We start from the raw sequence: 26,477 nt of genomic DNA on the forward strand, positions 1-26,477 counted from the left end.
GTTTTCTATTTGTCTGCTAATTATCTCATGAAAATCTAGCACTTAAGTGGCATAGAAAGATATGTTTCAATAGCTTGATTTAAGATTTTAATTGTTCGCATTGTTTGGTTAAATTTTAATATTGCTTCATCAGATATATTACCAGTAAGGAAATACTCTTCTAGTAATTTACATTCTAATGCGATTTTTTTAGCACCAATAATTTGGCTAGAACCTTCTAAACGATGGCAATAATGCGCTAAATTAAGCCAGTCTTGTTTTTCGAATAAACGTTCTGCTTGTTGTATATCTTCTATATTTTCTTGAAGACTTGTTTGAAGTAATTTATTTAATAGCTGTTGGTCATCTTGAGTCAACTGCATTAATGCATCTAAATTGATTAAACTATTTAACATTGGAGGAATGGGCTCTTCTGTATCTTCTTCTATTTGTTGAAGGGTACAGCGTAATAGCAGAGCTTCAATCTGAGATAGACGTAAAGGTTTAAATAGGCAGTCATCCATACCAGCCTCTATACAGCGTTGGCGTTCTTCTTGCCTTGCATCTGCGGTTAACCCAATAATAATTAGAGTTTGGGAAGATATTTCTCGTAGTTGCCGAGTCAATTCTAACCCATCAATGTCAGGCATATTGCAATCGGTAATTACTATGTCGATTGCATTTTTTTTCCATAATTCTAGGGCTTGTTTCCCGCTCTTTGCTTCAATGACATGATGACCAAATCTTGTTAATTGGCGTACTAATAGCAGGCGATTTGCAGGGTGGTCATCAACGGCAAGTATTCGTAAGCGTTTATTATTTTTTGTGGCCTTATAAAGTGTCGGAAGTGAAACTCTAGTATTTTTCCGATGCTTAACGGGGATATCGATTAAAAATTGAGTACCATGCCCTAATTGGCTGTATAAGGTAATAGTCCCATTCATCATGGATATAAGTTGTTTACAAATAGCTAAGCCAAGGCCTGTTCCTTTATGTTTACTGCTTGATTCAGCTTGGGTATAGGGGGAAAAAATCAATTCTTGTCGGTTCTCTTCAATCCCCATTCCGGTATCAGAAATAATGATCCTTAAAATATTTTGGTCATGGTTTTTGGGGAGATAATTAATGATAACCTCAATCGTTCCTTCGGTAGTAAACTTAATTGCGTTATTAAGTAGATTGGAAATAACCTGACGTAGTCGAAAAACGTCGATATATATTTCATCAGGATGGATAGCATTAAGATGATAATGTAGAGAAATACCTTTCTGTTTAGCTAGTCCTTCAAACAAACGGACAACGGGCGTTGCTAATTCATTACTTTTTACCCACTCAGGAACGAGTTCCAGTTTGCCTGACTCAATTTTTGCCATATCTAAAATATCGCCTATAAGCCCCATCAATGATAATGCGGACTCATACGGTATTTGAATTGATTCCGTAATATCATCTTGTTGATTTTTATTCGTGGCGGCTAATTCTAATAACCCAATAATTGCGCTGATATGGGTACGAATTTCATGGCTCATGATAGCAAGGAAATTGCTTTTTGTTTGGCTTGCATGCTCTGCGCGTTGGCGAGCACTAGAGAGCTTGGTAAGGAGTTGTTCATGTTCAGTTATATCTTGCCAACTACAAATAAGACCAGAAATATTACCTTGGTTGTCTCTATATGCGACGGCTTGATGCACTATCACCCTTTCACCCATTCTGTTTTTTATTTGATAACGTTTAGGTGGAGAAACTAGACTCTTAGGATCATCAAAAAGAGAATATAATTTTTGGTAAATTGCCGATAGCGGGTGTTGTTGTGATGTTAATGAAAGTTGTTTTATGTTTTCATTATCAGGACTGAAAAAACTCTCCCATGCTGAATTGCTATTTATTATCGTTCCGTTTTTATCAATGACATAAATAGGAACAGGAGTACCATTATAAAGAGTTTCTAAGAATATAGCCTGTTCCTGTAAGCGTTTTTGTGTATATTTTCTTAATCGAATTTCACGATGTAAATAATAATTCCATATTAAAGATGTAATAATAAGAATAGCGGCAATGCAAGCTAATGTGTAGAACTCGGCACGGTATACTGTCCATGTATCCATTTCAACATCTGGTGAGCCTAGCCATTTATTAGTTAATACTGATATATCTCTCGGCGGAATAGAGGCAATTGTTTTATCTAATATACTATATAACTCAGGTTGGTCACGTCCTACGGCAAACGATATATAAGCTGTGTCTTCGCTTAATTGCTCGCTGATTTTTAATCGATTACGAAAATATCGGTCAATCATATAGTGAGCGCTGATAAGATTCTCGATGGTACCATCCACTTTTCCTTCATTGACCATTTGCAAAGCAGAATAGGTATCTTTAGTTTCAATTAATTCCACTTGAGGGTAGTTCTTTGTTAACCAGTCGTGAATTGCATTATCTGGGGTGATCGCAAGTTTTGCTGCCTGAGCAATTTTTTTATGGGCTAATGGTGTGTCCCTAACAATTAAAACAAATGGGGGGAGAACATAAGGACGAGTAAATAATAATTCTTTATCATTTTTTGAGTTTTTTGTAATTGAAGCAATGAAATCCCCTTTATTTTGTTTTAATAAAGTAATCTCATCTTTTTCAGAGCTTGCTTCAATGACTTTAAAATTAATATTTGTTTTGAAATGGATCAGATTAAGTATATCCGCAGAAAGGCCATGAAATTGTTTTTGTGAGTCAAAAAATGTGAAGGGGGCATTTAGTGAATTAATGACGACTTTTAACTCATTGTGTTGTTCTAACCAATCTATTTCCTTTTGTGTGAATACAACAGATTGTTTTAGTGCCCATAAATCAGGTTTTGAACTCCAATGATGGAAAATAATATCATGCTGAGCTAATGATATTGAGCTTAAAATGATATCCACAGTACGCTTTAATTGCGCATTTTTAGGGTGAAAGAGAAAGACTGGGCCAATATTTTCATTAGAGAAAATCTCAGCAGTGGATAATGTTGTTGCATAGTGGCGTTCAAGTAAAAAATTAGCCACGATCATTCTGCCTAGGAAATAATCATTTTCACCAAATGCGACGGAAGATAACGCATTTTGTGGTAAAGGAAAACGTTCAATCTTTGCGTCGGGAAAATATTTTTTGATCCATTCATTGCTTGGGTAGCCTTGAACTGTAGCAATACGAGCACCGTGAGGTATTGGGTGCTTATTGGACATTGCCGCTTTTCGTGAAATAAGTACGGGATAATCAGGAATATATGGAGCGCTTTTGAGAAAACCATAGCTTTCGTTTCTTTGTCTTTTGCCATCATCAGCTAACATATCTATCTCACCATTGAGTAGGCCCTGTAATGCCATATCTCTATCTGGGTAGTAGATGATTTTGAAGCGTAAACCTAAGTTACGCATGATGGTCATAATGCTATCTGCAGAAATTCCTTTATAAATTCCTGATTCTAATACTAAATCAAAAGGGGGATTATTAGGAGCGTAGACACCAATAGCTAATTCTTGTTTTTCTCCTAGCCATCTCCAATCACGATCACTCAATTCAAATTTTGATGGAAGAATTTCAATTTGGCTATAAAGTCTGACTTCATAAGGTTGGAATGCAGAAAATGAGCAAGGAAATAGACCAATAAGCAAGCAAACTATTAGGATTAGGTTACGCATCGATATATTAATCCAAATTATTGCGTTGAATAAAGTCGTATAGCTCTGCAATATTGTGAAGATCTAATTTAAGCATTAGTCGTCTTTTATAAGTGCTAACAGTTTTATCGCTGATACGCATTTGTTGTGCAATGTTAATGCTTTTCATCCCTTTAGCTAATAAATGTAAGACTTGTAATTCTTTTGTAGAGAGCTCGGCGATTTTTTGTTTGTCATTAAGATGATTATTCGGGGAGGTATCCATTTTATTGAGATTAAGTGGAAAGTAGCCATATCCATTTCTAATCGCATGAATGGCGACATGTAATTCCGTTAAGTTATTGCGTTTACTAATGAAACCACTAGCACCGACACTTGCACAGCGGCGGATGTAATGGTCATCATCTTTTGCAGATAGCACAAGAAGCCCTCCAGAATAGTTATTCTTACGCAATCGTTGCATGACATCAATCCCATTAAGTGATGGGATATCTATATCTATCATGATCAAGTCGGGAGAGAGTGTTTTGGCTAGTTGGATAGCTTCATGGCCATCAGCGGTTTCCCCTACAATGGTCATGTCATCTTTTTCTAATAGTATTCTTACAGCAAGCCGTGCTACTGGATGGTCATCGACTATCAGTACTGTTTTCATGTTTTTCCCTTTCTGGCTAGTAAATTAAAGCGCGATGAACTTAGGTGCAGGTGCCAAATGAAAAATTAATTGTTTTTTTTATTAGTTTAATGAGCGTTTTAATTTGCTGCAATGTATATTTTTGTAATATTTATCTGTCATAAATTTAATAATTAACTTACATAAATTGCTTTTTTGTCTTATTACATTTTATGGCTATTCCTCTCAAAATACACCTATGCACTGTGGCTGTGTTCAGATGTCTCTACTGTTTTACGGAAAATACAATAGAGCCTTCGATTCTTAATAATTAGCTTAAACCAAACCTAGGAGGTGAGTGATATTATTTTAATAGATAATGACAATCATGGAAACTAACTTTACGAAACTATGTTTTTCTCTATTTCACTACATGGAGTGTGTCTGGCTATTTCTATTTAACAGATTAATAGCATAAGGATTAATAAGTTAATGGATTAAACAGGTGCCACAAACATTAATGGGAATTAATGTGGTAGTGATAACCATAATATATTAATAAATTAAATATTTTAACACTGGGTTATATATTGATTCAGTAAAAAGGAATTAGAAATGAAAAAGATTATTGCTACTGCTATTTTTGCTGCACTTTGTGTTGGTCAAGTTGCGAATGCTAAAGATGGTACGGTTAAATTCGTTGGTGATATTGTAACTGCACCTTGTGAAGTGGCACAAAATTCTTGGGATCAAACTGTTCAAATGTCTCAAGTTAAAACAGCTACATTTGCAGATGCAGGGGCTAAATCAGCGGATAAAAAATTCCAAATTAGCCTACTAAATTGTGATGTAGCTCAGTTCAAAAATGTCGCAGTTTCATTTGCCGGTCAGTCTAACGGTGATGATGCAACCCTTTTAGCACTTGATGGTGGCCAAGGTTCAGCAGAAAACGTAGGTGTTGCTATCTATGACGGTAAAGGTAAGAAACTGGCTTTAGGTACAGCAACAGCTGATACTGCATTACAAGTTGGTTCAAATACCCTTTATTTCTCAGTAGCTTATGTTTCTACTAAGAAAGATGTGAAAGCGGGTTCTGCTAATGCAACAGCAGATTTCAACCTGACATATAAATAATATTGATTTCCTTCAGGCCACTATGTTGGTGGCCTGCTTTTTTGTTCGAAGGGGATGTAATGATTCTTAATAGCCTTTTTATTAATAAGTTAATACTTATTTTTTTACTCATGTGTTTTAGTTTCTCTATTTATGCTGCGGGTGGTGTTGTTGTTGGTTCCACCCGTGTTGTATTTGATGGCTCAAAGAAAGAAGCTAATCTTAGTTTAAAAAATAATAATGATAAGAGTACTTATTTAATTCAATCTTGGGTTGAGGATGCTTCAGGGAATAATAAAACTCCATTCATTATAACACCGCCACTTTTTAAACTAGAGCCTGTTAAAGAAAATATGCTTCGCATTATTCGTGCAGGTGGGGATTTACCTGAAGATCGTGAGTCGGTTTATTATGTCAATGTAAAAGCTATTCCACCCGCTCCAGCTGAAGAAAGTGCTAATACTTTACAACTAGCAATTAAAACTAGAATGAAATTATTCTATAGACCTGCTGGCTTGAAAGGTAACCCAATGGATTCCTATAAGGCTCTAGTATGGAAAAAAGAGGGTGATAAATTGCGTATAGTTAATAACACTCCTTTTTCTGTCACATTAAGTGAAGTGAAAGTTAATGGCAGTGAAATAGATAAAGTTGACCTTGTCCTACCGATGAGCAGTACAGTTTATAAGTTACCTTCAACAGCAAATATGGGTGCTCAGATAATATTTACAACTATCAATGATTATGGCGGCACTTCTGAATTGCAAAAAGCGACACTTCAATAAATAAGGCGTTAATTTTAATAGAACGATAAGTCGTGTGATACCTTTTATTATTTTTTTATAAGAAAGTTTTGCGCAATATATTAGAGGGAACGAGGGAATGAACAAAATACGATATAGAAAGAAGCTTTTGGCTTTCTCTTGCATTACATTGGGAATATTTAGCGCTTATCCTGTTTTAGCGAAAGAATTGTTTAACTCTCAATTTTTAGAAAATATTAGTAGTAATAGCGTTGCCGATTTTTCTTTATTGTCAAAAGGCAATGTGGATCAATTACCCGGAGAGTATTTGGTCGATATATATGTTAATGAACAAGCAGTGGCAAAGCAGAATGTAAATTTTAGTACTAGGGAATATAAAGCTAATCATTCATCTGATGGCGTATCATTAGAACCTTGTATTTCGTATGAGCAATTACAAGCTTATGGTGTCCGTGTTGAGGCTTTTCCTAAATTAGCTCAATATGCGCAAGACCCTGTTCAGTGTAAGCCATTTTCAGCTTTTGAAGAAATTATTCCTTATGCATCATCCCATTTTGATTTTAATCAGCAGAGATTGTATTTGAGTTTTCCTCAAGCATCTTTGACCAATTTAGCAAAGGGAACGATTGACCCATCAATGTGGGATGAAGGGATCCCCGCATTGCTAACAAACTATAGCTTTACAGGGAGTAATTCGACGAATACAGGCAGTCATATTAGTGATAAGTCGAGTGATAGCTATTTTTTGAGTTTACGTTCTGGGGTTAACGTGGGGGCATGGCGCTTACGTAATTATTCAACGTGGAACAGCAGTAATGGTAATAATAGCTGGAGAAATATTAATACCTATCTCCAGCGGTATATTGTGCAGTTGAAGTCGCAAATAATTATGGGTGATACCTATACTCCGGGCGATATTTTTGACAGTGTGCAAATTCGTGGTGCACAAATTGGTACTGATGATGACATGCTAGCGGATAGCCTGAAAGGTTATGCCCCCGTGGTACGTGGGATTGCACGTACTAATGCGACGGTGACGATTAAGCAAAATGGATATACCGTTTACCAGAGTTATGTGGCTCCTGGTCCATTTGCTATCACGGATTTGTACCCAACCGCTGCGAGTGGTGACCTTGAGGTAGAAATAAAAGAGTCGGATGGAACAATCCAGAGCTTTATTCAACCATTTGCGAGTGTGCCTGTTTTGCGCCGCCAAGGGCAAATTAAGTATGCATTTTCAGCGGGGCAATATCGAAATGGTCACAGTAGCCAGCGGCCATTTATCACACAAGGCTCTCTGGTTTGGGGGATCCTAAATAGCTTGACCGCTTATAGTGGTGTGCAAGTAGCAGAACGTTACCGTTCTCTGGTGCTAGGGGTTGGTCAGAATATCGGCGATTTTGGTGCATATTCTTTTGATATTACAACAGCTCATAGCGAAGATGTAACACGATATGGTAATGGCGCTACAGGCCAATCTTATCGCTTATTGTACTCTAAATCTTTTGCTAATACGGGCACGGACTTTCGTTTATTAGGTTACCGTTATTCAACGGAAGGGTTTTATACCTTCCAAGAAGCCGTTGAGCGTAGATATCAAGATTGGGATTTTGCAGATGATAGTCGCTATTCTAACCACCGACGCTATCGCCTTGAAGGAACATTAACGCAGCAACTAGGTAAAGACTTAGGGTCTATCTATTTTTCTGCTAACCGACAAGACTTCTGGAAAGGGCAAGGCAAGCAAACTCGATTACAAGTAGGTTATAACAATAACTGGGGCCCTTTAAATTACGGTGTTTCTTATAGTCGAGCAACCTATCCAAACCAAAGAGAAACAGACCAAATTTTCAGTTTTAATGGTTCATTTCCACTCTCTGCATTATTACCTAACACATGGGCGACTTACAACATGGTTAGCCAGCGCCATGGGCCAATAACTCATCAAGCGGGAATTTCAGGCACATTATTAGATGATAATAATCTCAGTTATAGCGTTCAGGAGAGCTATGGTTCGAAAGGACAGGGTAATGGTGGTGGAGCTAGTCTCAGTTACCGAGGTGGTTACGGCAATATGAACTTTGGTTATAACTATAGCAAAGATTCTAGGCAGTTAAACTACGGTGTCGAGGGTGGTGTTTTAGTTCATGAGGATGGGGTAACGCTTTCTCAACCAATTAATGAAACCTCTATTCTAGTTAAAGCTATTGGTGCCAAAGATACCAATATTACAAGTTATACCGGTGTTAAGACAGACTGGCGGGGCTATGCCGTATTACCTTTTGCTCAAGCCTATCGATTTAACCATGTTGAGCTAGATACACAAACATTGGGTGACAACGTGGAGTTGCAAGAAAGTGCTAAGAGTGTTGTGCCAAGCAAAGGGGCGATTTCTAGAGTTGAATTTATTACTCAGATAGGGTACCGAGCCTTGATCACACTAAAACATAAAAATGGCACGGTGATCCCTTTTGGCGCATCCGCACAGCTAGTTCAAAATGATGGGAAAGCGGTTAATAGTTCGATAGTTGGGGAAGGTGGTCAGTTATTTATCAGTGGGTTACCGGAAAGCGGTAAGCTGGAAATTAAATGGGGACGTCAAGCAGCACAAAGTTGCTTCGTTAATTATCAATTACCTGTGAAACCAGCGAGTAAAGATGCCATTGGTATTATTCAGACTCAAGCGGTATGCCAATAATTGGGAGATTACAATGAGAAAATTATTCAGTATTCATATATCAACACTATTATTTGCCCCCAGTTTATTGATTGCTCCATTTCTAATGGTCCCTAATACTCATGCAAGTGGGATAGATACTGCGTGGTATAACATTTGTTTTCCTGATGGGGCAGTAACGAGGTATACACTTAATCTTACCGGTGATATTGGTTCATCATTTAACAAGTCTGGCGTTGAACTTCCATCGAAATTTAGTTGGAATGATGGGAAAACATACAAGATAGTTTGTGCATGCATACCTGGTCAATCATGGGATCAGACTTATTACTCAACGTTTTATAAGGGGAATAATGGGCCGACTACTGGCCATGCGCCGGGCTGGGAAAAAGCTAATGAGTATATAGATGTCAGAACTTTTGTTGCAATTTGGAACCAAAATACGGGTGTTACCTCCATGCATGAAGTTCCATTCAGAAATGTTTCTAATTATACCTCTGAAGGGGTATGCCCAAATACGGAGCTTAATCAATTTGGTAGAAGTCGAATAAGGCAGACTATAACTAGTGGTGGTACCGGAAGAATGGATCTTTATATAAGGAAACCATTTGTTGGTCGTACGACTTTTAGTATTCCAGATTTTTATACTATGTTTGCTAATAATGAGCCTCATCAGAATGGGCCTGCTATTGCTACTATAGGTATTAGTGTTGATATAACAGCCCCACAGTCCTGTGAAATTAATGCAGGTCAGAGTATATCGATTCCATTTAATGATATTCCTCAGCGAAATTTCGTCGCAGCAGGTAAAGGAGTAATGCCCGCTGGTGTGGTACCGCAATCTAAAACATTGAGTTTGAAATGCTCAAATATGGACGCTTATGCAAATTTAGATATGCGCTTTATTGGTACTGCTGACCCAAATAGCACTACTGATGGCTTTAGTACGGATAATAAAGATATTGCTATTGCAATAGAAGGACCTAATGGCCGCTTAACACCGACTACAGGGAAACTTCCTTTGCAATTAGATGCTAATCAAAATGGTTCGGTAACAATCAAAACCTACCCTTTCAGTAGTACTGGTCTAGCCCCTACGGTTGGTAAGTATTCATCAATTGTAACTGTGCGTTTAGACTTTAGATAATATAAATTAATGGAGATAACTACCATGAGTAAGGCAATGGAGCGTAGTCGTAATTTCCCGTGGTCAACAATGAAAAAAGTGGGTGCTTTATCATTATTGATTGCAGTCAGTGGTGCAGCACAAGCAGCAGATATTACGTTGAATTTTAGTGGAAATGTTGTTGTAACAGGATGCGATATTTCAGCGAGTAGTAAAACAAAAGCGATCGCTTTTGGTACTGTGGATTTAGCTAAAGCCACAGCTGGGGGAACAGGGAGTTCAGCCTTAAAAGATGTGGATTTTTCTTTAGATTTCACTAGTTGTGCGAACCTCAAAAATATTAGTTTAGTCATGGATACAACCAAAGCTGTGACGGGCTTTGCTGATTACTATTCTATTGATGAGGGGGCTGGTAAAGCTGGTGGTTTAGCTGTTGGTATTAAAGGAACAGATACGGCAAAAACGGTCCAGTCACCAGGGAAAGAGGTTTTATGGGCAAGAACAGCAACAGCGAATAATATTCCTTTTAAAGCGACATTATATAAAACAGGTGTAGTAACTGCGGGGGCAATTACTGGGCTTGTGAATGTCACTGTAAAATATAATTAATAGAGTATCCATATTAAAAATATTATTACTAATAATATTGAATTAAGGGCTATATAAATGAAGAAAAATTTTCTATTAGCGCTAATGGGCGTTATGACGGGTATTGCTTTAACTTCAGGTGCACAAGCGGCTGATGCAACATTAACATTGAAAGCAATAATAAAGTTGGCGGGGTGTGATATTTCAACAGGCACAGGTAAAGACCAATTAGTTGATTTTTCGGATGTTACTGTAGTTAAAAATGCGGTTAAAGGAAGCTCAATAGCTAAAAAGGATTTTAATCTGCAATTTCAAAATTGTGCAGATTTAAAAGGTATTGATGTTTCAATGAAAGGTACTGCTGATACTGATATGGCTGGTGGAGAGCTGTTTGCGATTGATAAAGGTGCAAACATGTCTAAAGGCGTAGGCGTTAAAATTATTGCAAAGACAACCGGTGGAGAAAAAGTCCAGAAGCCAGTCGGTGACACGGTTGTTTGGGGAAGCCTTTCAGGGGCTAGCGTGACTTTACCTTATCGTGCTGAATTAGTTAAAACGTTAGATGCGATAACCGGGGGAGATGTTCGTTCAGTTGCCGAAGTTAGCGTAGCATATAAATAAAATACTAATATATTGAATGGTTTTATAGATATTTAAAATAACTGATAACATTGTCGTTTTATTTTCTTAAAACGACAAAGAAAGTTTAGTTTATCTATTTTTGTTGTAGAAGTGATTCAATAATTTATATGCATGTTATAAGGCAATGATTAATTCAAGAACTAGCATCATTATTCGTTTGTTTTGATCTGCGATTATTATTTGGACTGATTATGAAATTATATTCGTACAGGTATTGCTATATTTTTGGCATGGTTTTTTCGCTATGCCCTCTATTTTCATCGGCTAGTGATTTATCGTTAAATTTTACTGGAAATGCAATCGTTACGGGATGTGATGTTGAATTTGGAAATAGTGGTAAGAATCAAGAAATCGATTTTAAAACAGTAACAACGACAAAAAGTGGAACAGGTCTTTCTGGCTTGGTCACTCAACCATTTTCATTAAAACTATCTAATTGTGCGGGAACAATTAATAAAGTTTCCGTGAGTATGTCTGGTAAGGCTGATACCGGCTTTCCTGAATACTTTGCAATTAATAGTGGCACCGGCAGTGCGCAAGGGTTGGTTTATGGTGTGAACGTAAAAGGGGATAAAAATAAAAAGCAAAAACCCGATGGCACAGTTGTTGAGTGGTCATCGACGGCACAGCCATTAGATTATGAAGCCACTTTGTATAAAACAGGGAATGTTGACGGTGGTCTCGCACAAGCGAGTATTGATATCAGTATTGGGTATCAATAAATAATAGTTATTTAATATGGGAGAGAGAGGATGAACATAAGCCGTTTATTTAGGAGAACTGTTTTAGTCGCAGGTATAAGCTTCGTTTCATCAGGAGCACTGGCTTTGGATGCTTCTGTTCAGATTAAAGGCAAAATAAAATTAATGGGATGCGAGGTTGATACCGGATCAAAAGATCAGACTGTTGATTTTAAAAAGGTCAATGTGCCGGTGAGTTATCCTTCTGGAAGTGTTGTAGCTGAGAAACCATTTACGATTAAACTACAAAATTGTGAGTCAGCCGCCGTTGCTGATGTTTCGATGAGTGGTACTCCAGATAGTTTTAATGCGGATTATTTTGCATTAGATTCCACGAGCCAAGATTCAGCGAAAGGAATAGCACTGCGTATTAAGTCCACAAATGGTGAAATTCAGAACCCTTCAGGCAAAGTGGTGACATGGCGTTTCAATTCATCAAGTAGTGAACAATTATTAACTTATAATGGTGCATTAATTAAGACGAGTGATATCACTAACGGTAAAGTGAATGTAAATGCAGAGTTTAGTGTTAATTATCGTTAATTTTAATATAAAACATAATAGTTTATTAATTAAATTGATAGTAATGGTTTAATAACTTTTATTATATGAGTTTATGATTTGTTTTTATTTGAGAAATATAAGTTTATTTGAGGTTGTAAATCTCGAATACGCTTTTTTATAGCATGTCAGGGCGTTAAATTTTAAGGCTACAACACTAAAAATAATAGTGTCATTATAATTAGGACAGTACGTATGAACGTATATAACACTGAAATTTCTAATAGTTTTATTGGGCAGCAGGTTCGTAAACGCCGTCTTCTTTTCGGTTGGTCTGCGAGTACACTAGGGAAAAAATCAGGCTTGAGCCAACAACAAATTTCACGCTATGAAAGAGGAACACAGAATTTCACTATTTATCGTTTATGTATATTTGCAAATATACTGGAGTGTGATTTAAATTACTTTTTGGGGCGTGAGGCTGATATGAGCTACCCATTATAAGCAGAATATTAAAATTAATAGCTTCTTAAAAGAGAAGCTATTAAAAATAATTATATGTAGACATAATCATTTTTATATTTGATGAAGGCATCAAAGATGATGGCTATACCAATGACTAATTTTCTCTATACTTATTTTTAATATCTGTCTGTTTTATAAAAAGTATGTTCAGTTTACATATACTGCTATGGTGATAGCGGTATTCTGTTTTTATGGGGAAAATAAAAACGGTATTATTTGGGGATCTTGTGAAAAATGTAAATGCGAGCTCAGCAATGCTAAAAGGATGCTTCTAGCTGGCCGGTTGCTTATGGTATAATAAGCGCACAATACAGCTATATTTTTTAAATCTTATTTTTAGTCCATTTTACATTGGATACCCCAGCAATGAACATTAGTCAGCTTAAAAGCTTTGTTGAAGTGGTCAAAAGTGATTTCAATATCACTAATGCGGCTGAAAAACTGTATACCTCTCAGCCAACGGTGAGTAAGCAACTTAAAATATTGGAAGATGAGCTGAACGTTTCATTATTCAATCGGAAAAATAATAACTTATTGTCTCTGAGCCCGATTGGCGAAAAAGTTCATCATGTCGCGTGTGATATTCTTGCACAGTTCGATAAAATAAAAAGTATTGTTTCTCATGAAGATACGACGATAAAACAGAACTTGCATATTGCAACAACCCATACCCAGATCCGTTATAAATTACCGCAAGTGATTGAGCGTTTTAACGCACGTTACCCTAATATCTCTTTGCATTTTCACCAAGGTGCGCCAGCTCAAATTGCAGAGATGGTGAATAATGGCGATGTGGACTTTGCCATTGCGACCGAGTCGATGCATCTTTATGATGATTTATTGGTAATGCCTTGTTATCAATGGTCTCGCAGTATTATTGTTCCACATGACCACCCATTGGCTCAATGTGAACAGCTTAGAATTGAAGACCTTGCAGGCTACCCGCTAATTACCTATGTATTTGGTTTTACAGGGCATTCGAAGCTCGACCAAGTCTTTTATCAACATAAATTAACGCCAAATGTTGTTTTAACTGCCGTAGATACTGAAATTATTAAATACTATGTAAAACGCGGTGCTGGGGTCGGTATTATTTCAACCGTAGCTTTTGACCCAGAGGAAGATAGTGAGGCATTACGCTGTATTGATATTAGCCACTTAGTCAAGCCAAGTTATACACACGTTTGCATTAATCGGCACATGCACCTAAAAGATTATATGTATGATTTTATCTCTCATTACGCACCTCACCTTGACTTGAATTATATTCATCAACCGAACCAATGGGTACCTACAGAACAAAGTGAGAAAGATAGGTTATATAGAGAATTGCCTGAGCTATGACTTATCTGCGGATGATTAAGAAAAAAGCCGAGTAATAGGAGATTTACTCGGCTTTAGTATTACTGTGTGTATTATATTTATTCTAACGAGTGGCAATATTAATAAAAATTTGAGCGCCAATCAGCAAACAGTCGTCATCAACAAAATAAGGGTTTGCATGTAAGTAATTATTAATCCCTTTTGCTTGATTACCACTTCCTAAAAAGTACATGGCACCGAGTTTACCTTTAGTGGCATTGATCATATAACTGAAATCTTCACTTCCAGTCATTGGCTTACCATTTGAATCAATATTCTCAATTGGTAAAAAGGCGGCTGCGGCATCATAAATGACTTTGGCTGCTTGTGGGTGGTTGACAACAGCAGGATACCCGCTGGCTTCCAGTGTTGTTTTAAACCCGCCGGCTTCACTACGAGCCACAATTTCATTGAAGCTGGCTTTTAATATTTTGTCCGTTTCTTCATCCATTGAACGGATGGTTCCGCGTGCCTGAACATGATCCGCCAGCGCATTTGGGATGGTTCCCCCGTTAATCATGCCACAACCAAATACGGCAGGGCTGAAAGGATCGGTTTTTTTGGCAACAATGTAGTCCATATAATCGATGATACGCGTTGCTTCGCGGATAGCATCTAACCCTTTATGAGGGGTTGAGCCGTGAGCAGAAACACCGTGGACATCTAGTGTCCACGCTGAGCCATAAGAGGACATAACCCCTGAATTGAATTTAATATAACCCGTTTCAAAGGCCGCATCATTGTGTAGACCGTAAACCTCGTCAACACCTTCCATACAGCCCATTTCGACCATTTTGTTAGCACCTGGTACGCGCATATCTTCTTCAGCCATCTGGAAGATAAAACGGACGTTATGGGTGAGTTCAGAACGGTTCTCACTGAGGTATTTAGCTGCTGTTAAGGCGATGGTCATGTGGGTATCATGGCCACAGTTATGAGCGCAACCCTCATGGACAGAACTGTGTTCATTGCACGTTAAATCAGGCATTTCAAGGCCATCGATGTCGGTACGATAGGCAATTAAGCGCTTGGTTGGGTCGACAATCAAATCAGCGGTAAAGCCTGTGTAGCCTTCAAATAAACGAATGTTATAGCCAAAGCTTTCCATCAATTCACGGCAATATTGTGAGGTTTTGAATTCTTGCCCAGACAATTCAGGGATTTTATGTAAATCCTGACGTGTTTTTTTGCTAAACGTTTCTAAAGCAAAGAGCTTTTCACTGATATTGTATTTGTTGGTCATTACGTTTTATCCCGTATATAGAAAGCATTTTTAATGCTGTTAAAGGGCCCCTGGTGTGAGCATGGAATAATGAACAGCGCGCTCATTTAATTTATGTGTATTTTAAAAATTAGATTCAGAAATAGGATGATTTCTACTTCTACTCGTTATTCTTTATCTATCAATTTATAGAGTGAATTTTAACGTGGATATTAAAAAAGTGAGCGTGACGGAGATCGTATTTATATCATATCAGTATTGCATGGCTCATGAATAATAAGGATGGTAATTTATTAAAACAATAATATAAAGAGTGCTTAGCTTATTAAGTCTATTTATATCAATAGGTTATGGCTATGTTTTTAATGTTGGGAATATTTGCATTTTAAAGTGAGCATGAGTAGGGTTTAAGTTAAATTTTTTATTTAAAGTAGGGGGGAGAGGCATGATTTTAGGAATTGTTTTAAATGAAATGGCGAATGTAAAAAGAAATTAAATTAATGCGAAGAAAAAATTTTAAAAGTGGGATAAAAGCTAAAAATCATATTCCCCTTATTATAATGAACATAGCAATAAGGGGAATGTTTTAATAATTAGTTCTTAAAAGAGCCAATAAATGAGAGGTATTCCTCTTTGCTCATTAATGGGGTGTAATCAGCTAACATCTCATTAGCTTGAGACGCATCATCAAATAACAGGTCAATAATTGCCATTGCCATCATTTGAGCAGGGCGGATATAGGCCATATCATCATCAAAAACAACGTAATCTTTACCATGCAACCCACCACGAATTGCACCAATCCATGGGTGACTCACTGGCATAATATGTGATAAGTCCCCTGTATCCGTGCTTCCAGTCATGTGCCCAGCAATCCAAACATTTTCTTCGCCAATCAAGCTGTGGGCATTTTGTTGCAATAAACTGTTCAATGTATCGTTGTTATATAATGGAAGGTAACCCGGTAAATCTTTAACTTCTACCTCTGCACCAACAGACATTGCGCCAGCAACAAGTGCGCGAGTAATACGTTCATTCGCATCAATCATTGCTGGGACATTTGACGCTCGAACATAACTTTCCATACGGACATCACTTGGGGTGACATTGACCAAATCACCGCCTTGCGTGATGATCGGATGGAAACGAATGTAATCTTTTTCTTGGAAAGTTTCGCGAATAGCATTTACTCCCATGATCCCCATCATTGCGGCATTGAGGGCATTGACACCCAAGTGAGGTGCTGCCGCTGCATGGGATGCAGTCCCTTTGTAATTAATCAACTTGCCAATAAACCCATTGGTGGTGGTCGACATTTCAATAAAACCAGTATCACGCTCAGGTTTGACGCTGGTTAAATGAATTTGCATTGCCATATCGACATCATCAAATTCGCCAAGGGATATCAGCTCTGGCTTACCGCCGATATAACTAATTTTTCCTTGTTCAATCAGTTTATTACGATAAGCCAGTTCAACATATTCCTCAGCGGGAACGGCGAAAGGAACGACGTCTCCCGCGAGGTATTGCATAGCACCTGACTTAACCAGACCAATAGTCACAGCCATCATATTGGCTATTTGCGCATTGTGCCCACAGCAATGGGCTGCACCCGTTAAATCATCGGCCTCTGGGTGTTCAGCACAAATAATCGCGTCGAGCTCACCAATCACAGCAATGCTATATTTGCTACCTTTTCCACCTTTTAGACGTGCCTTAACCCCTGTTAATGCGAGTTGGTTTCGGTAATTAACGCCTAATGCAGAAAATGCGGCTTCCACTTTTTTTGCTGTTTTCGTTTCTTTGTAGCCTAGCTCTGGCTCTGCCCAAATATCTTCTGCTAATTTTTTGATATCCCCTTTATGGGATGCAATTGTTTCGCAGACGATGGCTTTCAATTGGTCTTTGGTCATTGTCATGGTAAATATTTCCTCTGGTTAGATAACGCCGCTCCATGAAAGTGTCACTTGACCAATAAGTGCAGCGAATAAGAAAGTTCCCGTAAAGACCGCCAGTGAAACTGGGATGATCCGCCATGAAATGGCTTTAAATTTATCAATATCTTTACCGAGTGAAAGACCGGCAAATGCCAGAACTGTCGTACTGATGACAGCGAGTGAAATTTTACCTGTCATTGCGATCATTTCTTTATCGTAAGGGAATAATGGTGAACACAGACCTGCAGCAATTAAAGATACCCAGAAAATCACAGGTAACTTACCTAATGGTGGGATCTGTGCAATTAAGTATGCCACAAATGACATACCCCCTAATAATGCCATGGCGATAAGTGAGTCGCTAAAGACTGCGCTAAAGCTGCCGCGGCCATAAATTGAGCCTCCGAGAGCATCACCCAGTGAAGTGAAGATGATGACTAACACGATGATTATTGCAATTTCTGCCATCTTTTTCATGATCTTATATCCTTATTCTGTATCTGCTGATGCTGTTGCACGTTTTCTTTTGAGTTTGTTGTATAAGAAAGAGGCAAACGGTAAGGAGAAGAAAATATAGATGTACAGACCTAATACTGAAGACATCAAGTTTGCGGAGGATGAGAATGCTTGAATATCCGCAGCATGTTCAGGATAAAGCTCCAATAATGGTGCGACTGACGCAGCTAGCATCGAACCACTTCCGACCCCGGCTCCCATTGCTAAAGCGAGAGGGCTCATAATATCGAGTCCTGCGATAACACTGGCGATGATGCCCATCCAAACGGCTCCGTATAGTGTTCCGCAAATATACATTGCCATAACGCCACGGCCTTCTGGTGAACTTAAACCATATTTGGCTTCGATAATGGCGATATTGGGTTCACGACCAATAGAGTAAGTTGCACCAACGGCTTCACGGCCCATACCTAACATAATGGCAAGGGGTAAACCGAGTAAAATGGTACCGATAAAGTGACCGATTTCTTGCAGGATTAATGCACCACCGGCTTGAATAATTTTTTCCCAAGATGCACCAACGGAGGTGCTTAATTTTGCAATTAAGATAACTAACGCGACACTCATTATAGAGCTTGCGTGTGCCATGTTTTTTTCGCTGAGGATTTTGAATTTTGGAAAACTGATAATACCACCCATCAACATGGAATAAAGCATTGGAAAAACCATAACTAAACTGATTTTAATTTGCCCTATAGCTTCCGAAAGAAGAATGATAAGTAAGCTAACCAAAAGCAACTTACTATCTTTTAATATACCCATAGTGTTACCTTTCATTGGAAATGTTTTTAAGAGTTATTCGTATATATTTATAATAAAAATGCATCATTTTCGTATTCATACTATCCATGAAACTATTTTCTTGACAATATTCCGAAAGTCTCTTAGCCATGCCTAAAAGGCATGGTTAAAATCAATTAATTAAAATTAATTAATAAAAATGTGCTTATTGAATTTTTTTTTGCATTCTAATCTTAGAAATATTTTTATTTTTCAGCCTGATACAATATTTTATTAAGTTTTTAACATGTTATTTCATAAGTGATTTTGATTTTTAGATGCATTAATGCGAAGAGTTATCAAATACCTAATAAATGTGAGGTTGTTCAGGTTTTATGTATTTTTATATGAAAAGGTTTTATTTTTATTGAGTTTGTATAATGATGAAAATTTAGATTTTATTGGAGTTTATTATTGTGATTCTATCCTTGGGTTTTACTTTTACCTGATTTGATTTTGATTATTAGTTTAATAAACCAATTTGTTTTTTTAAGGTTTCTTCAAAAAAATTTGATAAATTACAATAATATTGTATTTGGCTGTGATATTTGACTTGGATCCCAATTTTGAATATTCATTAATTAGAAAGCAATAAATGAGTCGAAATTTTATTTTAGTCTAAATGCTGATATTAATGTTATCCGTAACATATCGACTGCTATTTGTTTATTGCGTCTTGAAAAATACAAAGGCACGAATGGCGCGAACAAAAAAGTATTTATTGCTAAATTTATGTTTAGCCATCTTTTTATCACAACGGTATTGTAATTGGTAAATTCTAAAGCAAGGTGTTTATGATTATTACCCTAAAAGATATCACCAAAGACAATTGGGTGGATATCATCTGCCTCGAGATAACCAAAGAGCAGGAAGACTTTGTTGCTCTTAACTCAGAGTCAATCGCAGCCTCAAAATTTTTTGATCATTATATTAATCGAGGGATTTATGTTGATGATGAGCCTGTTGGCTTTGTTCAATATTATTCAAACCATGAAAATGGTTGGCCAGAAGAAGTGTTTATTGACCAATTGATGATTGATATAAAGCATCAACGAAAAGGCTTTGGTTCTCAGGCTATTCCGCTAGTTCTGGAAGAAATTAAAAATTTGGGCAAATATAAGTCCGTATCAATTTGTTATGTTGAAGGCAATGACATGATGAAACCATTCTTTGAGCAGTTTGGTTTTGCAGTTGTAGACCAAGATGAATTCGACGAAACCATTATGCGGTTATTTTTCTGATACTGAAGTGATGAATATCCGCTCCTACTTAAGGTTAGCAGCGGATATTTATAGTGGGTAAATCAACAGCATTTATCTAAAATTGTGCATTTAATCCTAAGCGTAGTGTGCGGCCTGGAGCTGGCATCATACTGCGTGTTAGTGGGTCGATATAATAACGATCAGTTAAGTTGGTTACTAAGAATTCGACATTGATATTTTTATCAATTTGGTAACTGGCATAGGCATCTGCTGTAAAGGTCGGGGTCCAGTGCATTGGGCTATTATTCGCCATTGAATAACTCCCTGGGAATTGCTGCATTAATTTCCGTTCATCTTTATTTTGCACGCTGCTGGTATAACGTAAGCGTGTTCCCACCTCGAGAGTTTCATCCATAAAACGCATGCCGAGGTTAGAGTTAATCGCATATTTAGGCTGTAATTGTGTGCGTAAAAAGCCACCGGGGAAACCTGCGGTGGTGCATTGAGAGATATTATAGCGGTTAGTTGGATCCAAATTAGCGGGTGCGGAGTCATCACAAACTTCATTTTTGAGGCGGTAATCAACACCAATATCCATAAATACCCCACCATTATCGTAGCGGGCCAAAGCTTCAATCCCCGCGGTTTTATGCTCTTTTACTTGAACAAAATTAAGACGCCCATCACGGTCAAATGCATTTTCGATGACAGTATGGTAATAGCCTATTTTCACATCAGCGTGACGTTCAGCACCGAGTAACCCTTGTAAATTACGGGAATAGCCAAATTCTATGGTTTTCGCACGTTCGGGTTTGAATAACATTTTCTCTTTGCGAGCTTCACTTTCCCCAGCAAACCCAATGCTATTTTCGAAAATACTTGGCAAGCGTACTGTTTCGATGTAGCGCGCATAAACGCGGTCGTTATCAGACAACCAAATATTGGCACCAAAAGCAGGCGCCCAGCCATGGCTTTTTTGTTTGCCTGAGAATTTCCATTTTTCTTCTTCAGTGAGCTTTCGCTCGATATCATCTGAAGGATGCGAATAACTTGCCCCATAGACGTAAACTTCTTTACCCGTTACTGGGTCGACAGCGCGTGCTTGAGAGTCAAAAGTTCCGTTATGGAAAGGGTTCGTTTTTGTCGTATAGCGCCCGTCTTTATCTGATTTCCATTCCGTGCGGAAATTGACATCTAAAACGCCATTTTCTTCTGGATGTTGAGAGCTATTTCTCTTGGTGATGAAAACAGTATAATTCGTGTCATCAAGCCCTATCGTTTTGAGTAAGATTTGTTTGTTCCTATAGCCACCATTGAAGGGTTGGTAGCCATTTTCAATAGCCTTATTATATTCATCTTGGGTTAAAATTCGGTTGTAATTGATCTGTTTAGCAAGTCGTTCATCAGGGTTTTGAAAACCTTTGGTTCGATTGCGCATTTGCTCTTTTAAGTAATCATCTTCTGTCCAGCCATCAATATATTTTGCTCCCGCATCCAACTCCAACCAACTCGTTGGGCGATAGTTAAAGTTAAAGGCAATACTGGTTTCTTGCCGATGGCCTTTACGTGGAAGGGCAATAAACGGGCTAGCAGTTTGCAATGGTGGAACGTCATTTGAGTCTAATTTTTCTTTGAGCATTGAACCGCGAATGGTTAAATCAAGATCGGGGGTGAGCGCCATGGTATTGCGTAAATTAAATCCAATGCGATCATTTTCAGAATTAGTTGCTGCGGTATTAATTAACGTGCCATCAATGTTAGGATCTTTGCCATCGCCATAGCCATACTCAAAGGCCCAGTCACGCTCTTTGGGCTCTCGAGGGTAGCCGCCAGAGGTATTGGTATCTCCTACGGAATGCGTCATCCAGATATTCGCATTTAGGTCAATCCATTGGTTATCTTCGGGTTTCCATTTGTATTCGGCATTATAGGCATTGACTGTAAAGTGAGCCAACGGCCATTGTGGTAGCACTTGTTTACCTTCAAGCTCAGCAAATCCTAAACGTGAGGGCATAATTTCACCATAGGTACTTTCACTCCGGCGAAAGCCAAGGTGTAGTGTTTGGTTTTCAGTGAGATATAAATTGGTTTTAACTAAATAAGATTCCAGCTCATTAGAGGTATTAGTCACTTCTTTTCCGGGGAGAAATACATTCGCGGCAAAAGGTAAGTAAGGATCTGGGCCAAGTTGTTGCTGTACTGTTTGTTGTTCATTTAGTTGAACGGATTCTTTATAACGGTGAGCGCCATTTTTCCCTGCAAAATAGTTGCCTTGGCGGCGATAGGCATAGGCAGCCATTAAATCGAATTTTTCTTGTCGAGTCCCAACCGCTATTCTTCCGCCATTATCTTTAAAATTGAAAAATTGTGCATTTCCTCGGGATTTCGGTGTGATGTGGACGACAGGATCGGAGAATACAGAGTTATTATCTTTATAAATCTCTGGGTGATCTCGGTAATCTTCGCCATAACCATAGTGAGGAATACGTTCACGAGTTGAATTACTGCTGGTTTCTAATTTTAAGCTGACACCAAACTTTTCATCTGGAGCGACAACGTCATCTATTCCTAGGGTTCTGATGGCTATCCCACCACCAACAGAGGTTTTTATATCACCAGCAAGAGAACCACTTTTTTCAATCTCAATACTACTAATGAGGTTTGGGTCCACATAATTACGGTTATTTGCCCCATTGTAACCCCGGTAAACTGTTAGTGATTGCTCTGTGCCGTCAACCGTAACAGGAACACGCTCTTGTCCTTGGATCCCTCGAATATTTGGGTCTAACGCACCACTGTTTCTTGCGTCACCGCTATAGACGCCAACTGCGCTATTGAGCACATCCGCGGTACTGGTACCTTTATAACGCTCAACAAGGTCTTTTCCTAAATAAATTTTAGAGCCTTTTGCATCATATTGGTCATCGTAGCCTTGTTGATCACGCTCTTTGATAGTTTTTGCGGAATCTTGGACAGTAATGGTACCGATGTGTTCTTCTTTTTCCCCTAAAGCAATCGATGGAATAAAAAGGGCAGTAATAATTGCAGTAGTAATAGGTGTTAATTTGTATTTATACATAGTGTTTTTCTCTGTGCCATAACGCTTAAAAACGGGTTTCTAACCCAATAGAAATTTCGTGCTGGTGATAGGAGTAAATTCCATCTGCGGAACTGCGATTGTCACGAAAGCGATAACTGGTATAAGGCGTAAATGTGAAAAATGAATAATTTGGAAAATTGAGCCGCGCAAAGTACATCGCTTCACGATCATGGCGTTTCACATTCAGGAGGTAATTGAAGGCTTGAAATTGGCTTTCTCGATAGGTGGCTAGTGCTAATAAATGCACATCAGGTGTAATCACGGTATAGAAGCCGCCTCGGACACCCAACTGGTCATAATCATCACTACGAACTTCTGTGGTGAGACGCGTCGCGTCAGCTCCCAAAAATAGGGAGGTATCTGGGGTGATTCCATAGACACCTGTTAGGTGTAGGCTACTTCGATTACCATCGGCACTGTCATACGGTTTTTGGTAATGAAGCTGTTGGTGATCCGCGGACATACTGAGGATCATGTTTGGGCTGAATTGATAATCAGCTTCAATTTTGCCACCTATCCCTAAATAACGACGCTTTTCATTGACTATTTTTAATTCAACTAATGGGCCAACGGCGACAGTGGTATTCGCATCATTAAAACGGTATAAAGCAGCTAAAGAGGTGGTATTCTCACTAAATTCAGCATAGTGAGGATAGCGGTCGCCATATGATGTCCCCTTGATTTGCAGCGAATGATGGCCAGAGATAGGAATTATTTTACTCAGGCTCGCGTCATAGGTGAGCCCTGACGACGCGATGGGGTTGTCCATTTTTAATGTGCCACCTGGTACTTCCCAAATTTTATTTTTATCAGGGACTTGGTTAATATTACTGTTACTTTTATATCCGAAAGAGAGACTCCCGCTCCAAGCTGTGCGGTTTTCGATAGCGCTAATAAATTGTTGGATGGTCTGCTTTACACTGGCAGGTAATGCAAGTGTTTCATCGTTGATTAAGTTTTGGAATAAAGCCAAAGACTCCTTATTTTGATTATCGTCAAAATAAGCTCGGGCAAGTTCCAACTTAATGCGAAGAAACTTTGGTGACAGTGCCAGTATTTGTTGGTAGTGGGCAATTGCTTCAGGGTAATGGTTTTGCGTTTTAGCGATTTCTGCTTTTGCAAATAAAATAAGTAATGGGTCCGCATCAGTTAGCTGCTGGTAGCGAGGCAATAAGCGTTGTACGTCTTGAAATTGCCGATGATTGATTGCCAAATAAATCGCCTGGCCTAAATCTTGAGCGTTATTTTTTAGGGTATAGTTTTCCCCATTTAGTTTGATTGATAGGTCATCTGGGAGTAGCAATTGGTCTTTATGGGGGACAACTGCACTTTTATCACGATAATTTTGTTTATCTTTTTGCCATAACAACTGTTCACGGTCTGTATCCAGACTGGTTGAAAATGCAGAGGGCGCGACCATTGTAACCATGATGGCAAGGGTTAATAAAAGATATTGCATAGGGTTAGCTTCGGTAATAAAGGGCGGTGACCAGCAATGTGTGATGCTTTGTTGTGGTCACCGAGATTGATTTATGGATTACTGGGAAATATTCCCACGGCTTCCCCCAAAGGCCATATCTTTACTGTGGTCGCTGAATTCAGTTACCCCAGCAATATGTTTAGCTTGGTCGCCAAAAAAGTGCCCGCGGGTTTCACCTAATGCGCCATTAAGTGTCGCATCTCCTGCGAAGGTAGCATTATTTTTAATGGTGGCATCAATGTTCGTCGCACCAATATTCCCTGCTAAAGATTTAGTACCAAAGTTAGCTGTCAGGGTACCTGCGGCCATTGCACCTCCGTTATACTGGCTTATTCCTTTAACAGAGTATTCCGCAGTGCCCGCTGTTGGCATATTGGTGGTGATGTCTTTACCTGAGTAGTAAGCCGTGTGTGTGGCGTCATTAACTTGCCCTGTCGATGACCATTCACCGAAATACACTTCAGCATCCGCGACTTTGGCAAAGTTAAATACGCCCATTTTGTCATGTGAACCAGGGCCATTAGGCATGGAAATCACATGCGCTTCATTTCCCTGTTTTTTTGGCGCCATTTTTGTTAGGCCTGAGAATGAAATTATTTTTCCACCATATACAGTTTGCACACCAATACCGGGATCTCCGATAGCGCCACCATGGCCACCATTTGTCCCTTCTGTTTTACCAACGCGCACGGAAGGTTCATTTGGGTTGAAAGGCTGGCTTTGGTCAAAGCCGATCTCAGCAGAAGCGGCAAAAGTGACCCCACTCGTGGCGAATGCTAGGGCGATAATAGTTAACTTTTTCATCGAAATACTCCATTTTTATTAAAGATATTAACGATACTATTGATTAAGAAATTATTATTTCGCATATATATGACGGTAGCTATTAAATCAAATAATAATATAAATGCAAATGATAATTCTTCGCATTAACATTAAAATAATTATGGGTATCAATGGGATACTGGTATTTTGTTTGTTGTTAGTTGTTGATATTACGATTTATTTTTGTAATTAATTTGTTGGTTTATCATTTTTTATGATAAGTGTTTTTTTACGAAAAAGTTAAACTAGTCACATTTTAATGAGTTTGATTAAATGAATTACATAAAAAACATTAAAGTTAGTGTTGTTTACTTTTCCATCGTTGATGATAGCTATTCGCGGCTTAAATAGATTCAAATAATAAATGCAAATAATGCGCATTATCATCTATATTGTGGTAATTTTAGATCTTTAAATCACAAATAGATTGATGTATCACTCAAAACAAAGGGAGAAAAAAATGGCTCCATGGTTAATTTTTGGCGCGGGTGGAAAAGGTGTTGGTCATCAGATTGCTCAGTTGGCAATAGCAGAGAAACGCCCAATCATCGCAGTTGTACGTAATAGGCAATCCGCATCAGGTTTAGAGGCTTTAGGGGTACAAGTGTTAATTGGCGATGCTTGTGATAGTGAGGTGGTTAAGGCAGCTTGTCATTCCGCAGGAACAACTGCTACGGTTATTTCAACCATGGGAGGCACGCAAGATTACTTAGCTCACCGCACGGTGATTGATTGTGCCGAGCAAGCAGGTATATCTCGTATGGTGCTAGTCACGTCACTAGGTTGTGGAGACTCATGGCCTTATTTGTCTGCTCGGTCACGTGCTGCGTTTGGCCAGGCAGTGAGAGAAAAATCCCTTGCGGAGTCATGGCTACAAACTAGTTCGTTAGATTATGTGATTGTTCGCCCTGGTGGGTTATTACATGGTGAGCCAACGGGAAAAGCAGTTCTTCAACAAGAGGTTGAAGTTCATGGTTTAGTGATGCGCGCAGATGTTGCTTCACAAGTTTACCAATTGGCTAAGCAAGAAGAATTGAAAAAACAAATTTATAGCGTGGTACAACCCGGCCTGACACCCGCTTAATAAAACTAATGTTGTTTTTTAGCCTATCTGGCTTTTATCACATATAGG

21 protein-coding genes are annotated in these 26,477 nt (G+C 38.5%); 12 read left to right on the forward strand and 9 right to left on the reverse strand.

The genetic code is table 11. The annotated features are described in order from the left end of the window. Positions 1 to 35: 35 nt before the first annotated feature. Both PSF67_RS02840 and PSF67_RS02845 read right to left on the reverse strand, forming a co-directional pair. On the reverse strand, positions 36 to 3,653 hold the full coding sequence (locus PSF67_RS02840) for a response regulator (protein ID WP_272676497.1): 3,618 nt from the start codon (positions 3,651 to 3,653) through the stop codon (positions 36 to 38). Positions 3,654 to 3,660: 7 nt separating this feature from the next. Next, positions 3,661 to 4,287: a response regulator gene (locus PSF67_RS02845; RefSeq protein ID WP_272676498.1), complete on the reverse strand. Its 627-nt coding sequence runs from the start codon at positions 4,285 to 4,287 to the stop codon at positions 3,661 to 3,663. Between the two features lie 573 nt (positions 4,288 to 4,860). Between PSF67_RS02845 and PSF67_RS02850 the strand changes: the two genes are divergently transcribed. From PSF67_RS02850 to PSF67_RS02895, 10 genes are all read left to right on the forward strand, one after another. Then, a complete protein-coding gene (locus PSF67_RS02850) occupies positions 4,861 to 5,379 on the forward strand; it encodes a fimbrial protein (protein WP_272676499.1) in 519 nt (172 codons plus the stop codon). Positions 5,380 to 5,438: 59 nt separating this feature from the next. Continuing rightward, complete coding sequence (locus PSF67_RS02855) at positions 5,439 to 6,143, forward strand: fimbrial biogenesis chaperone (protein ID WP_102140747.1); 705 nt, start codon at positions 5,439 to 5,441, stop codon at positions 6,141 to 6,143. 97 nt (positions 6,144 to 6,240) lie between these two features. Continuing rightward, the gene (locus PSF67_RS02860) at positions 6,241 to 8,820 is read left to right on the forward strand and encodes a fimbria/pilus outer membrane usher protein (RefSeq protein WP_272676500.1); all 2,580 of its coding nucleotides are present in this window, start codon (positions 6,241 to 6,243) and stop codon (positions 8,818 to 8,820) included. 13 nt (positions 8,821 to 8,833) lie between these two features. Beyond that, a complete protein-coding gene (locus PSF67_RS02865; protein WP_272676501.1) occupies positions 8,834 to 9,946 on the forward strand; it encodes a fimbrial protein in 1,113 nt (370 codons plus the stop codon). A gap of 24 nt (positions 9,947 to 9,970) precedes the next feature. Beyond that, positions 9,971 to 10,534, forward strand: coding sequence for a fimbrial protein (locus tag PSF67_RS02870; RefSeq protein WP_166265573.1), 564 nt, complete (start codon positions 9,971 to 9,973; stop codon positions 10,532 to 10,534). Positions 10,535 to 10,591: 57 nt separating this feature from the next. Then, positions 10,592 to 11,134, forward strand: coding sequence for a fimbrial protein (locus tag PSF67_RS02875; protein WP_272676502.1), 543 nt, complete (start codon positions 10,592 to 10,594; stop codon positions 11,132 to 11,134). Positions 11,135 to 11,346: 212 nt separating this feature from the next. Beyond that, positions 11,347 to 11,877 (forward strand): fimbrial protein, encoded by a 531-nt coding sequence (locus PSF67_RS02880; protein ID WP_148241599.1) that lies wholly within the window; start codon positions 11,347 to 11,349, stop codon positions 11,875 to 11,877. Positions 11,878 to 11,907: 30 nt separating this feature from the next. Then, the gene (locus PSF67_RS02885; protein ID WP_166265567.1) at positions 11,908 to 12,438 is read left to right on the forward strand and encodes a fimbrial protein; all 531 of its coding nucleotides are present in this window, start codon (positions 11,908 to 11,910) and stop codon (positions 12,436 to 12,438) included. 213 nt (positions 12,439 to 12,651) lie between these two features. Beyond that, positions 12,652 to 12,900 (forward strand): helix-turn-helix domain-containing protein, encoded by a 249-nt coding sequence (locus PSF67_RS02890; protein WP_102140022.1) that lies wholly within the window; start codon positions 12,652 to 12,654, stop codon positions 12,898 to 12,900. Between the two features lie 387 nt (positions 12,901 to 13,287). Continuing rightward, positions 13,288 to 14,265 carry a LysR substrate-binding domain-containing protein gene (locus tag PSF67_RS02895; RefSeq protein ID WP_102140021.1) on the forward strand — a complete coding sequence of 326 codons (978 nt, stop codon included), beginning with the start codon at positions 13,288 to 13,290 and terminating at the stop codon, positions 14,263 to 14,265. Between the two features lie 82 nt (positions 14,266 to 14,347). On the opposite strand, the gene PSF67_RS02900 is transcribed toward PSF67_RS02895, so the two are convergent. From PSF67_RS02900 to PSF67_RS02915, 4 genes are all read right to left on the reverse strand, one after another. Further along, the gene (locus PSF67_RS02900) at positions 14,348 to 15,526 is read right to left on the reverse strand and encodes a M20 metallopeptidase family protein (RefSeq protein ID WP_272676503.1); all 1,179 of its coding nucleotides are present in this window, start codon (positions 15,524 to 15,526) and stop codon (positions 14,348 to 14,350) included. 572 nt (positions 15,527 to 16,098) lie between these two features. Further along, positions 16,099 to 17,424 (reverse strand): amidohydrolase, encoded by a 1,326-nt coding sequence (locus PSF67_RS02905; protein ID WP_102140019.1) that lies wholly within the window; start codon positions 17,422 to 17,424, stop codon positions 16,099 to 16,101. 18 nt (positions 17,425 to 17,442) lie between these two features. Next, a complete protein-coding gene (locus PSF67_RS02910; RefSeq protein ID WP_272676504.1) occupies positions 17,443 to 17,919 on the reverse strand; it encodes a hypothetical protein in 477 nt (158 codons plus the stop codon). Positions 17,920 to 17,931: 12 nt separating this feature from the next. Further along, the gene (locus PSF67_RS02915; protein WP_036958500.1) at positions 17,932 to 18,720 is read right to left on the reverse strand and encodes a DUF3100 domain-containing protein; all 789 of its coding nucleotides are present in this window, start codon (positions 18,718 to 18,720) and stop codon (positions 17,932 to 17,934) included. Positions 18,721 to 19,532: 812 nt separating this feature from the next. Between PSF67_RS02915 and PSF67_RS02920 the strand changes: the two genes are divergently transcribed. Further along, complete coding sequence (locus PSF67_RS02920; protein WP_166265558.1) at positions 19,533 to 19,979, forward strand: GNAT family N-acetyltransferase; 447 nt, start codon at positions 19,533 to 19,535, stop codon at positions 19,977 to 19,979. A 76-nt stretch (positions 19,980 to 20,055) separates the two neighbouring features. On the opposite strand, the gene PSF67_RS02925 is transcribed toward PSF67_RS02920, so the two are convergent. The 3 genes from PSF67_RS02925 to PSF67_RS02935 all read right to left on the reverse strand — a co-directional run bounded on the left by PSF67_RS02925 (position 20,056) and on the right by PSF67_RS02935 (position 25,324). Beyond that, the gene (locus tag PSF67_RS02925) at positions 20,056 to 23,019 is read right to left on the reverse strand and encodes a TonB-dependent receptor plug domain-containing protein (RefSeq protein ID WP_272676505.1); all 2,964 of its coding nucleotides are present in this window, start codon (positions 23,017 to 23,019) and stop codon (positions 20,056 to 20,058) included. Positions 23,020 to 23,044: 25 nt separating this feature from the next. Further along, complete coding sequence (locus PSF67_RS02930; protein WP_272676506.1) at positions 23,045 to 24,499, reverse strand: porin family protein; 1,455 nt, start codon at positions 24,497 to 24,499, stop codon at positions 23,045 to 23,047. Between the two features lie 78 nt (positions 24,500 to 24,577). Then, entirely contained in the window at positions 24,578 to 25,324 is a 747-nt protein-coding gene (locus tag PSF67_RS02935) for a Slam-dependent surface lipoprotein (RefSeq protein ID WP_206275941.1), read from the reverse strand. A 481-nt stretch (positions 25,325 to 25,805) separates the two neighbouring features. Here PSF67_RS02935 and PSF67_RS02940 point away from each other — a divergent pair, with 481 nt between their 5' ends. Then, positions 25,806 to 26,429, forward strand: a complete 624-nt coding sequence (locus tag PSF67_RS02940; RefSeq protein ID WP_272676507.1) for an SDR family oxidoreductase — start codon at positions 25,806 to 25,808, stop codon at positions 26,427 to 26,429. Positions 26,430 to 26,477 lie beyond the last annotated feature (48 nt).

The organism is Providencia sp. PROV076 (assembly GCF_028483405.1).
Taxonomy (GTDB): Bacteria; Pseudomonadota; Gammaproteobacteria; order Enterobacterales; family Enterobacteriaceae; genus Providencia; species Providencia huaxiensis.

Bases quoted from the DNA above. Each gene is read 5' to 3' on its own strand.
- PSF67_RS02870 (WP_166265573.1), top strand. From the start codon at position 9,971: ATGAGTAAGGCAATGGAGCGTAGTCGTAATTTCCCGTGGTCAACAATG.
- PSF67_RS02875 (WP_272676502.1), top strand. From the start codon at position 10,592: ATGAAGAAAAATTTTCTATTAGCGCTAATGGGCGTTATGACGGGTATT.
- PSF67_RS02885 (WP_166265567.1), top strand. From the start codon at position 11,908: ATGAACATAAGCCGTTTATTTAGGAGAACTGTTTTAGTCGCAGGTATA.
- PSF67_RS02935 (WP_206275941.1), bottom strand. From the start codon at position 25,324: ATGAAAAAGTTAACTATTATCGCCCTAGCATTCGCCACGAGTGGGGTC.
- PSF67_RS02895 (WP_102140021.1), top strand. From the start codon at position 13,288: ATGAACATTAGTCAGCTTAAAAGCTTTGTTGAAGTGGTCAAAAGTGAT.
- PSF67_RS02880 (WP_148241599.1), top strand. From the start codon at position 11,347: ATGAAATTATATTCGTACAGGTATTGCTATATTTTTGGCATGGTTTTT.
- PSF67_RS02920 (WP_166265558.1), top strand. From the start codon at position 19,533: ATGATTATTACCCTAAAAGATATCACCAAAGACAATTGGGTGGATATC.
- PSF67_RS02860 (WP_272676500.1), top strand. From the start codon at position 6,241: ATGAACAAAATACGATATAGAAAGAAGCTTTTGGCTTTCTCTTGCATT.
- PSF67_RS02900 (WP_272676503.1), bottom strand. From the start codon at position 15,526: ATGACCAACAAATACAATATCAGTGAAAAGCTCTTTGCTTTAGAAACG.
- PSF67_RS02855 (WP_102140747.1), top strand. From the start codon at position 5,439: ATGATTCTTAATAGCCTTTTTATTAATAAGTTAATACTTATTTTTTTA.
- PSF67_RS02850 (WP_272676499.1), top strand. From the start codon at position 4,861: ATGAAAAAGATTATTGCTACTGCTATTTTTGCTGCACTTTGTGTTGGT.
- PSF67_RS02925 (WP_272676505.1), bottom strand. From the start codon at position 23,019: ATGTATAAATACAAATTAACACCTATTACTACTGCAATTATTACTGCC.
- PSF67_RS02890 (WP_102140022.1), top strand. From the start codon at position 12,652: ATGAACGTATATAACACTGAAATTTCTAATAGTTTTATTGGGCAGCAG.
- PSF67_RS02940 (WP_272676507.1), top strand. From the start codon at position 25,806: ATGGCTCCATGGTTAATTTTTGGCGCGGGTGGAAAAGGTGTTGGTCAT.
- PSF67_RS02930 (WP_272676506.1), bottom strand. From the start codon at position 24,499: ATGCAATATCTTTTATTAACCCTTGCCATCATGGTTACAATGGTCGCG.
- PSF67_RS02915 (WP_036958500.1), bottom strand. From the start codon at position 18,720: ATGGGTATATTAAAAGATAGTAAGTTGCTTTTGGTTAGCTTACTTATC.
- PSF67_RS02845 (WP_272676498.1), bottom strand. From the start codon at position 4,287: ATGAAAACAGTACTGATAGTCGATGACCATCCAGTAGCACGGCTTGCT.
- PSF67_RS02910 (WP_272676504.1), bottom strand. From the start codon at position 17,919: ATGAAAAAGATGGCAGAAATTGCAATAATCATCGTGTTAGTCATCATC.
- PSF67_RS02865 (WP_272676501.1), top strand. From the start codon at position 8,834: ATGAGAAAATTATTCAGTATTCATATATCAACACTATTATTTGCCCCC.
- PSF67_RS02905 (WP_102140019.1), bottom strand. From the start codon at position 17,424: ATGACAATGACCAAAGACCAATTGAAAGCCATCGTCTGCGAAACAATT.
- PSF67_RS02840 (WP_272676497.1), bottom strand. From the start codon at position 3,653: ATGCGTAACCTAATCCTAATAGTTTGCTTGCTTATTGGTCTATTTCCT.